The organism is Methylocaldum sp., assembly GCF_039794385.1.
GTDB lineage: Bacteria > Pseudomonadota > Gammaproteobacteria > Methylococcales > Methylococcaceae > Methylocaldum.
In genome coordinates this window covers 1-9837 of the sequence record NZ_JBDIVO010000168.1, presented here as the reverse complement: position 1 = coordinate 9837, position 9837 = coordinate 1, and the positions used below count along the sequence as shown (strand labels likewise).

Here is a 9837-nt window from a genome sequence, read left to right as displayed (position 1 = left end):
TTGCCGACCTACTTCTGGTCCGGCCTCGGCTCCCTCGGTCTACCTGGAGGCCGCGCAGGCCATCAGTAGCTTTCCAGTATTTTAATGTAATTGGCGCGTTCGAAGGCTCCCGGATTCGCTACTTTGGCGCGGCTCATGATGCCGCGCATGGGTTCCAGTGATTGAAACCCGCGCTGGTCCATCCAGTCCCTCAAACCGTCCACCAGCGTGCCGGCATAGTCCGGACCGTTGCGCAGCAGGGCGGAGGCGACCATCACCACGTCCGCGCCGGCGAGGAGATACTTGATGATTTCGACGGCGCTTTCCACGCCCCGCGTCGCCGCGAGCGAAGCCTTGAGCCGGCCGCGCAGAAGGGCGATCCAGAGCAAGGGCAGGCGAATCTCCCCGGCGTGACTGAGGGAGAGGGTCGGAGCGACCTCCAGGTTGACGATATCGAGATCGGGCTGATAGAAGCGGTTGAACAGGACCAGGGCATCGGCGCCCTCGGCATCGAACTGCCGGGCGATATGGCCGAAGGCGCTGAAGAAAGGGCTCAGCTTCAGCGCCACCGGAATGGAGACGGCTTGCTTGACCATCCGCAGGATGTCCAGGTAGCGCTGCTCGACCTCACGCCCCGAGACATCGAAATTCGCTTCGATGCCGTAGATATTGAGCTCCAGGGCTTTGGCGCCGGCCTCCTGCAGTTGTCGGGCGTAGTCGATCCAGCCCTCGCCGGTCACACAGTTGAGGCTGGCGATGACCGGAATGTCCACGGCCTCGGCGGCGCGCTGCACCAGGCTCAGATAGCTGTCCGGGCCGACACGGAAATCGCCCACATCGGGGAAGTAGCTCAGCGACTCGGCATAACTTTCCGACGGGTGATCCATCAGCTGAACGAACGCCATCCTTTCCTGGCGGATCTGCTCCTCGAACAGCGAGAACAGGACCACCGCCGAGACCCCGCCGTCCTCCAGCCGGCGAATGCCGTCCAGCGTCTCGGAAAGCGGCGAGGCCGAGGCGACCACGGGATGATCGAGCTCCAGTCCCATATAGCGTGTCTTGAGATCCATGCGGGTTCCCCTTGTTACGGAAGGTCGACGCTGGCATCGGGATGAAAGCGGCTGCCGGCGCGGCTGGCCATTTCCTCGTAAATGTCCCATTTTTGATCGACCACCTGCTGCGCCATCCCCATCAGGCGTTCGAAGTTCCGGGGATTGGTATGGCTCAGCATCTTAAAGCGCAGCTCGTTGTAGGCATACTCCTTGAATCGGATGCGCGGACGCGCCGAATCCAGCACGAACGGATTCCTGTCCGACCGGCGCAGCGCCGGGTTGTACCGGATCAAGGGCCAATAGCCGCTGGCGACGGCCAGATCCTGCTGGTGCATGCCGTGTTGCAGATTGTAGCCGTGGGCGATGCAATGGCTGTAGGCGAGGATCAGGGAAGGACCGGGATAGGCTTCCGCCTCGCGGAAGGCGAGCAGGGTCTGCTGCGGGTTCGCCCCCATGGCGACGCGCGCCACATAGACATTGCCGTAGGCGATGGCCTGTAGGGCGAGGTCCTTCTTGGCGACGGTCTTGCCGGCCGCGGCGAATTTGGCCACGGCGCCGAGCGGCGTCGCCTTGGACATCTGCCCGCCGGTGTTGGAATACACCTCGGTGTCCAGCACCAGCACGTTGACGTCGCGGCCCGAGGCCAGCACATGGTCGAGGCCCCCCGAGCCGATGTCGTAAGCCCAGCCGTCTCCGCCGACGGTCCAGATACTGCGCCGCACCAGTTGGTCGACCACCGACAGAAGATCCTTCGCCTTGTCGTCGGTCCGCTGCAGCAGCATGGCCTTGAGCTTGGCAACGCGCTCGCGCTGGGCGCGGATCTGCGACTCGGTGAGCTGCGGTGCGGCCAGGATTTCGTCCACCAATTCGGGATCTAGCGAATCTTTCAGCTCGCGGGCGAGCCGCTGCGCCAGAGCCAAGTGCTGATCGGCGGTAAGGCGAAAGCCGAAGCCGAATTCGGCATTGTCCTCGAACAGCGAGTTCGACCAGGCGGGGCCGTTTCCTTCGGCATTCACGGTCCAGGGCGTGGTCGGAAGATTGCCGCCGTAAATGGAGGAGCAGCCGGTGGCGTTGGCGACGATCAGGCGATCGCCGAAGAGTTGCGACAGCAGCCGAACGTAGGGCGTCTCGCCGCAGCCCGCGCAGGCGCCGGGAAATTCGAACAAGGGTTCGAGAAACTGCGCGCCGCGCACCGACGAGAAATCGACCCGGGCGCGGTCGTTCACCGGAATGGTTTCGAAGAAGTGGATATTCGCCTTCTGCGGTTCCTGTATCGGGTCATTGGGCCGCATGTTGATGGCCTTGACGCCGCTCCGGGTGAGGCTCTTGGCCGGGCAGACCTCGACGCACAGGCCGCAGCCCGTGCAATCCTCGACATAGACCTGCAAGGTATAGCGGGTTTCCGGAAAACCGTAGGCGGTGACCGGCGCCGACAGGAAGGTTTCGGGCGCGTTCTCGAGCCGGGATTCGTGGTAGAACTTGGCGCGGATGACGCTGTGCGGACAGACGAAGCCGCAGTTGCCGCATTGGATGCAGATATCGGGCTCCCACACGGGCACGGATTGCGCGATGTTCCGCTTCTCCCACCGGGTGGTGCCCGACGGGAAGGTGCCGTCCGCCGGCATCAGGCTCACCGGCAGTTCGTCGCCCCGGTCGGCTATCATCATCGCCGTGACCCGGCGCACGAAATCGGGCGCCTCCTCGGAAAACACCGGCTGGCGCTCGAGGGTGCCGGTCGCCTGGTCCGGGACTTTCACCTCGTGCAGGGCGGAAAGGGTTCGATCGACCGCCTCGTAGTTCTTCCGCACGATCTCCTCGCCCTTCTTGCCGTAGGTCTTCTTGATCGCTTCCTTGATCTTGGCGATCGCCTGATCGCGCGGCAAAACGCCGGACAGGGCGAAGAAGCAGGTCTGCATGATGGTATTGGTGCGTCCGCCCATGCCGGTTTCCAGGGCGACCCCGGAAGCGTCGATCACATAGAGCTTCAGCGCCTTGTCGATGATCTGCCGCTGAACCTCGTAGGGCAGCCGGTCCCATACGTCGTCCGGGCCGTACGGGCTGTTGAGCAGGAGAACCGCGCCATGCTTGGCCTTGGCCAGCACGTCGAGCTTCTCGATGAAGCTGAACTGGTGGCAGCCTATGAAGTTGGCCGATTCGATGAGATAGGGCGATTCGATCGGCTCGGGCCCGAAACGCACGTGAGACGTGGTCCTGGAGCCGGATTTCTTGGAGTCGTAGACGAAGTAGCCCTGCGCATGGAGATCGGTGGATTCGCCGATGATCTTGATGCTGTTCTTGTTGGCGCCGACCGTGCCGTCCGCGCCCAGACCGAAGAACACGGCGCGCACCACGCCGTCCGGCTCGATGTCGAAACCGGGATCGACGTCCAGGCTGGTGTGCGAAACGTCGTCGACGATGCCCACGGTGAAGTGGTTCTTGGGTCTTTCCTTCTTCAGCTCGTCCAGCACGGCTTTCGCCATGGCCGGATTGAACTCCTTGGAGGAAAGCCCGTAACGGCCGCCGACGATCTCGGGCCGTTTCCCGGCCGGAAGGAGACCGCTGGCCTCCGCTTCCGCCAGCGCCGCGACCACGTCGGTGTACAGGGGTTCCCCGAGCGCGCCGGGACTCTTTAGGCGATCCAGGACGGCAATGGCTTTGGTCGTCGAGGGCAGGGCGGCGAGGAAATGCCCGACGGAAAACGGCAGGCACAGACGCACCTGAATCACGCCTACCTTCTCGCCCTGCTTGGCCAGAAAATCGACGGTCTGGCGCAGGGTGTGCGCGCCGGAGCCCAAAATCACGGCCACGCGCTCGGCCTCCGGATCGCCGTGGTATTCGACCAGGCGATACCGGCGTCCGGTCAGTTCTCCGAAGCGGTCCATGGTTTTCTGTACCAGGCTCGGCAAACGCGCGTAGTAGGGATTTACGGTCTCGCGCCCCTGGAAATAAACGTCCGGGTTCTGCGCGGTGCCGCGGATAAAGGGGTTATCGGGATTCAAGGCCCGCGCCCGGTGCGCGCGGACCGTCTCCTCGTCGATCATGGCCCGGATTTCGTCGTCCGAAAGCAGCACGATCTTGCTGATTTCGTGGGAGGTCCGGAAGCCGTCGAAGAAATGCAGGAAAGGAATCCGGCTGTTCAAGCTCGCGGCCTGGGCGATCAGCGCCAAGTCGTGCGCCTCCTGCACCGAGCCCGAGGCGATCTGGGCGAAACCGGTGCCCCGCACCGCGGCGACATCGGAATGATCGCCGAAGATGGACAAGGCCTGCGCCGCCAGGGAGCGGGCGGCGACATGGAACACCGTCGGGGTGAGTTCGCCGGCGATCTTGTACATGTTCGGGATCATCAGGAGGAGACCCTGCGAAGCGGTGAAGGTCGTGGTCAAGGCCCCGGTCTGAAGGGCACCGTGCACGGCCCCGGCGGCGCCGCCCTCGCTTTGCATCTCCACCACCACGGGCACCTCGCCGAAGATGTTGGTCTTGCCCTCGGCCGCCCACTGGTCGGCCAGTTCCGCCATGGTGGAGGAGGGCGTGATGGGATAGATGGCGCACACTTCGTTGACGCGGTAGGCGACATGGGCCACCGCCTCGTTGCCGTCGAGCGTAATGACTTTCGGTTTCGCCATCGTTATTCCCCCCGGGGTTCCGGAATCATTTCGATCGCATGGCAAGGACACTGCTCGTAGCAGACCGCGCAGCCGGTGCAGAGGTCGTAATCGTAGCGATAGCGCTTGCCGGGTCCCAGCTTGACGATGGCGTCCTCGGGACAGGCGCCGTAGCAGCCGTCGCACTCGAAGCAGTTGCCGCAGGAGAAGCAGCGCTTGGCTTCGAACAGAGCCTCGTTCTCGGAGAGCCCCGCGACCACTTCCTCGAAGCCGTAACGCCGTTTCTCCAGTTCGAGTTCGGCTTCCCGCTTCCGTTCGGCTTCGGTGAAGTACCACAGGCGCAGCATATCGGCGCTTACCGGCGGATGCTTGGGCGGCTTGACGTAGCGCGTGCCGCGAAGATAGGCGTCGATACAGCGCGCGGCTTTCTTGCCGTGGCCGACGGCGACGGTCACGGTCCGCTCGCTCGGTACCATGTCGCCGCCCGCGAAGATGCCGGGACTCCCCGTCATCATGTTGTCGTCCACGATCACGACGCCGTCGGGCTTGAACTGGATGCCCGGCACCTCGTGCAGGAAGCGCGTATCGGTTTCCTGGCCCAGCGCCAGGATCAGCGAGTCCGCCTCCAGGGTTTCGAACCGGCCGGTCGGTTCGGGATACCCTTCCGGGTTGATCCTCATCACCTCGACGGTGATATGCGTCTGGTCGATCTCCTTGATGGTGCGCAGCCAGTTGATCTTGACACCTTCCTCGATGGCTTCGTCGGCCTCGAATTCATGGGCCGGCATGTGCGCCCGGTCGCGCCGATAGATGACGAGCGCCTCTTCGGCGCCCAGGCGCCTGGCCGTGCGCGCCGCGTCCATGGCGGTGTTGCCGCCGCCGTAGACGGCCACGCGCCGGCCGAGCTTGGGCGCTTCGCCGGTGGCGGTCTGGCGCAGGAAGGTCACCGCGTCCAGGATCTTGCCGGCGTCCCGCGCCGGGATGCCGACGCGCTTGCTCAGATGCGCGCCAACGGCGATGAACACCGCGTCGAACCGGCCGGACTCCTTTTCCGCCAGCACGTCTTCCACCTTGTGATCGAGAACGATCTTGACGCCCATGGCCTCGATCCGCCTGATTTCGCCCATCAGCTCCGCGCGCGGCAGGCGGTAGGCGGGTATGCCGAAGTGCATCATGCCGCCGGCCAGGGGACCCGCTTCGTCGATCTCCACCTGATGGCCCAGCCGGGCCAGGTGATAGGCGCAGGACAGGCCGCTGGGCCCCGCGCCCACGATCAGGACCCGCTTGCCGCTGGCCGGGGCTTTCACGACCTGCCAGCCTTCGCGCAAGGCGAGGTCGCCGAGGAACCGCTCGGCCGCGTGGATGCTCACCGGGCTGTCGATGGGGCCGCGGTTGCAGTGGGTTTCGCAGGGGTGGTAGCAGACGCGTCCGTGCACCGCCGGCATCGGATTGTCCTCCATCAAGACCCGCCAGGCCTTTTCATAGCGGCCGGCGCGCAGGTCGAACAACCAGGACTGGATGTTCTCGCCGGCCGGGCAGGCGTTATTGCAGGGCGGCAGGAGGTCGACGTAAATCGGACGCCGCGTGCGGAAGGGGCCGGTGCTCCGCCCGTGTTGCAAGAGGTCCGCCGGTCGCGTCAGGTCGCTGGATTTGCGATTGCTCATTCTAAAAGTCTCTCCATCCTCGATCGGCGGCCTAGTCGATGGCCAAGCAAAGAGAGTCCGCGATCATGCGCCAAAGCTTCGAAGCAGACGGCGCTGCGATGTGCTCCCGTGTCTCGGGGCAAGCGTTTCAGGGTTCGGACGGTGCCTGCCTGGGCAAAGTTTCATCAACCGTATCCGAACTCGGCTGTCCCGTCCCGCTCGAGCCGGTTCGGTGTACCGGCTTTTCGGCTGCGGGACGAGAAGGGGATCGTTACTCGTCTCGAGAATGCTCATGCCTCCTGGCCCCTGTGCGTCAGAAACCGGCTCACCTGGCTTTGCCATCGACTCAGGCCCGTCATCACTCGGTCCATCAGATCGGCGGCCGTGTTGATGCCGGCATAGAGCCGTGCCGCATTGGCGACGACGAAGACCGAGCTGATATGGTGTAAGAACGCGGCGAGTACGGGATTGAGGAAGCCGAAGGTGGCCAGAGCGAGCCCGACCGTATTGAACGACATGGCCCAGGCATAATTCTGTTTGGTGATCTCCGCCATTTTGCGGCTGATGTCGAGGATCGTGAGCAGATCGCCGGCATCGTCGCCGAGAATCACGATATCGGACGAGGCGATCGCGAGGGCCACGTTCTTGTGTCCGCCGATGGCGATGCCCACATCGGCGGCGGCCAGGGCCGGGGCATCGTTCACCCCGTCGCCCACCATCGCCACCTTGCCGGACGACTGAAGTTCCTTCACCAGCGCCGCCTTGTCGTCCGGCTTGAAGTTGAAATAATATCCGTCGGCGCCGATCAGATCGGCCACTCGCCTGGCTTCGGACTCCTCGTGATCGCCGGTGGCGACCAACACGCGTTTGACGCCGAGTTCGCGGATCGCTTGCCCCAGGTTGGTCATCTCCGAGCGCATCACGTCCTGAACGACGATGGCGCCTTTGACTTCACGGTTCATGGCGACCCAGATCGCGCGGCCGGAATATTCGAGGTCCGGTATTTCGATCCCGAGCGACTCCAAGGTTTCGGGACTCCCGATCAGCACTTCGCGGTCTTCCAGTCGCGCCTTGACCCCGCGCCCCGGCAGGTCCTCGGCGTCGCTCACGGGTTTGAATCGCGTGATGTCCTGGTTTCGCGCGAAATTCAAAATGGCCCGCGCCAACGGATGGCTGAAGCGCGTTTCCACCGACGCCGCGATCTCGATCAGCTCGCGCTCATCGGCACCTATCGGTATCACCCGGCTGACCCTGGGTTCGGCCAGGGTGACCGTGCCGGTCTTGTCGAGGATTACGGTGTCGATCTCGTGCATGATGTCCAGGGGTTCTCCGCCCCGGGCGAGGATATTGAGCCGCGCCGAGCGGCCTATGCCGGACGCGAACACGGTCGGCGTCGCGAGCGCCCAGGCACAGGGACACATTACCGACAAGGCGGTCGCCATCAAATCCAGGCTGCCGGTGACGAAAAACAGCAGGAACGCATACCCGGTGACCCCCAGGATGAGGTACTGGACGATCTTGTCCGCCCTTTGCTGCAGCGTGGATTTTTTCTGAAGGCTTTTTTCGATTTCGCCCGCGATCAGGGCAAGAAACGAAGCGTCGCCGTTCCTGGTGGCCCGAATCTGCAAGGGCGCGGAAAGATTGAGCGTGCCGGAAGTGACTTCATCGCCCGGCACCTTGTGGATCGGAAACGGTTCGCCCGTGACGAAGGATTCGTCGATGGACGATTTTCCCTCCGCAATGCTTCCGTCGACCGGGACGGCGGTGCCGCGGGGCACGATCAGCACGTCGCCCTGCTTCACCTCTTCCGCCGGGATTTCGCGGATTTCGCCGCCGGCGAGCACGAGGGCCGTTCGCTTGGCCTGCTTCACCAGACTTTCGATCTTTTCCCGATTTCTGCGGATGATGGTGAAGGAAATGTACAAACCGAGCCCGATGAACCAGGCGACCATCGCGCCGCTGAGCGGCTTCCCGTCGATCAGGGTGACGGTCATCACCAGAACGATCAGCAGCTCCGCGGAAACCTGCCGCAAAATCAGGAGCGATTTTACGAGCCCTTGAACGTAGAGCGCCAAACAGAAGAGATAAAACGGCAGCCCCAGCCAGTAAAAGAACGGCATGCCGTAAAGTGCGTCCATGGCCAGGAAGATGACCGCCAACAACGCCACGATAAGGCGCAGCAGGAATACGTCTCTCTGAGGGCTGAGGCTCAGGATGCGTCGATCCAGTTGCTGCAACAAAGTTGTCAATTGAGTATCCATAAGAACTTCCGTTCCTTCTTTGATATGGGACACCGCTCGACACGGCTTTTTGCGGATACGGCTCGGGGGACCTTTAAAGAGCCGATTCTGTCTCAAATCTAATCATTGGACAAACGAGTCGGGCAGACGCACAGCGTCCCTTGTCCGATTCCGTACCCGTTTCAGAGGAGATAGATCATGGAAAATATCACTTCATCCAAACCACTCGAAATGCCGCGCCTGAACGAGCCGGCGCCCGCTTTCGAGGCGAATACCACCCACGGCGTCAAGAAGCTCGGCGATTACCGCGGCAAATGGCTGGTGCTGTTTTCCCACCCGGCCGACTTCACGCCGGTGTGCACCACGGAGTTCATGGCTTTCGCCAAGGCCTATCCGCAGTTCCGGAGTCTGAACTGCGAGTTGCTCGGGTTATCCATCGACAGCAATTATTCACATATTGCCTGGATGCGCACGATCAAGGAGAAGTTCGGCGTGGAGATCCCGTTCCCGATCATCGAGGACCTGTCGATGCGGGTGGCCAATACCTACGGCATGATTCAGCCGGGCGCCTCCGACACCTCGGCGGTGCGCTCCACCTTCATCATCGACGACAAGGGCACCCTGCGCGCCATGGTCTACTATCCCATGACCAACGGCCGCTCCATCCCCGAGTTCCTGCGCCTGGTGCAGGCGCTGCAGACCTCGGACAAGCAGGGCGTGGCCACGCCGGAAGGCTGGCAGCCGGGCGACAAGGTGATCGTGCCGCCGCCGAAGACGGCCCAGGACGCCGAGGCGCGGCTCCAGGAGGGATACGAGTGCGTCGACTGGTTCTTCTGCAAGAAGGCCGCATCATAGCCGCAGAGCGCAGGGGCATCGGGAATAAGTGACTTGGATGGACTGCTTGACACCGCGCGCCGACAGGAGGGAGCGAAAATGAAGCGGTGCCGTAGGCCGGCAATTCGTTACTGACCCCTCGGATCGGCGAGAGCTTTGTCGGCAAAGGATTGCCGACCTACGACCTTCCCGATCCAGACTGCCAAACCGTGGTGAAAATTGGTCTAAGCGCTGCTGATTATGGCCGGGATCGGTGCCATCGCTTTCTTCATGCCCGGCCGCCGATAAAGGATTTCGAAAATGAGCAGCAAGGCAGAAAAGGGTGGCGGCGTCTTCCGAGGCATCAAGCTGCTGCTGTGCGAAAACCCCTTGCCTCCGATCGAGGAGGCTATCGAGGCGGCTCGCGCCGAGCTGCCCTTGAGCAATTACTATACCGAGCCGTACTCGGAACCGTTGCGCCGGCTCATCAGCGAACGGACCGGCGTGC

The 9837-nt window shown here is 63.1% G+C and carries 6 protein-coding genes; 2 read left to right on the top strand and 4 right to left on the bottom strand.

The annotated features are described in order from the left end of the window. Positions 1-62 precede the first annotated feature (62 nt). From ABJK70_RS14475 to ABJK70_RS14460, 4 genes are all read right to left on the bottom strand, one after another. Positions 63-1049, bottom strand: coding sequence for a dihydroorotate dehydrogenase-like protein (locus ABJK70_RS14475; protein ID WP_347258322.1), 987 nt, complete (start codon positions 1047-1049; stop codon positions 63-65). A 14-nt stretch (positions 1050-1063) separates the two neighbouring features. Continuing rightward, complete coding sequence (nifJ, locus tag ABJK70_RS14470) at positions 1064-4654, bottom strand: pyruvate:ferredoxin (flavodoxin) oxidoreductase (RefSeq protein WP_347258321.1); 3591 nt, start codon at positions 4652-4654, stop codon at positions 1064-1066. Positions 4655-4656: 2 nt separating this feature from the next. Further along, positions 4657-6297: an NAD(P)-binding protein gene (locus tag ABJK70_RS14465; RefSeq protein ID WP_347258320.1), complete on the bottom strand. Its 1641-nt coding sequence runs from the start codon at positions 6295-6297 to the stop codon at positions 4657-4659. Positions 6298-6566: 269 nt separating this feature from the next. After that, positions 6567-8537 carry a cation-translocating P-type ATPase gene (locus ABJK70_RS14460; RefSeq protein WP_347258319.1) on the bottom strand — a complete coding sequence of 657 codons (1971 nt, stop codon included), beginning with the start codon at positions 8535-8537 and terminating at the stop codon, positions 6567-6569. 177 nt (positions 8538-8714) lie between these two features. On the opposite strand from ABJK70_RS14460, the gene ABJK70_RS14455 reads away from it, so the two are divergent. Continuing rightward, the gene (locus ABJK70_RS14455) at positions 8715-9371 is read left to right on the top strand and encodes a peroxiredoxin (protein ID WP_077730165.1); all 657 of its coding nucleotides are present in this window, start codon (positions 8715-8717) and stop codon (positions 9369-9371) included. 279 nt (positions 9372-9650) lie between these two features. After that, on the top strand, positions 9651-9837 hold a 187-nt coding region (locus ABJK70_RS14450), incomplete at its 3' end, for a hypothetical protein (RefSeq protein ID WP_347258318.1).

Coding starts and splice junctions, on each gene's coding strand:
- nifJ (WP_347258321.1), bottom strand. CDS start 4,654: ATGGCGAAACCGAAAGTCATTACGCTCGACGGCAACGAGGCGGTGGCC.
- ABJK70_RS14465 (WP_347258320.1), bottom strand. CDS start 6,297: ATGAGCAATCGCAAATCCAGCGACCTGACGCGACCGGCGGACCTCTTG.
- ABJK70_RS14460 (WP_347258319.1), bottom strand. CDS start 8,537: ATGGATACTCAATTGACAACTTTGTTGCAGCAACTGGATCGACGCATC.
- ABJK70_RS14455 (WP_077730165.1), top strand. CDS start 8,715: ATGGAAAATATCACTTCATCCAAACCACTCGAAATGCCGCGCCTGAAC.
- ABJK70_RS14475 (WP_347258322.1), bottom strand. CDS start 1,049: ATGGATCTCAAGACACGCTATATGGGACTGGAGCTCGATCATCCCGTG.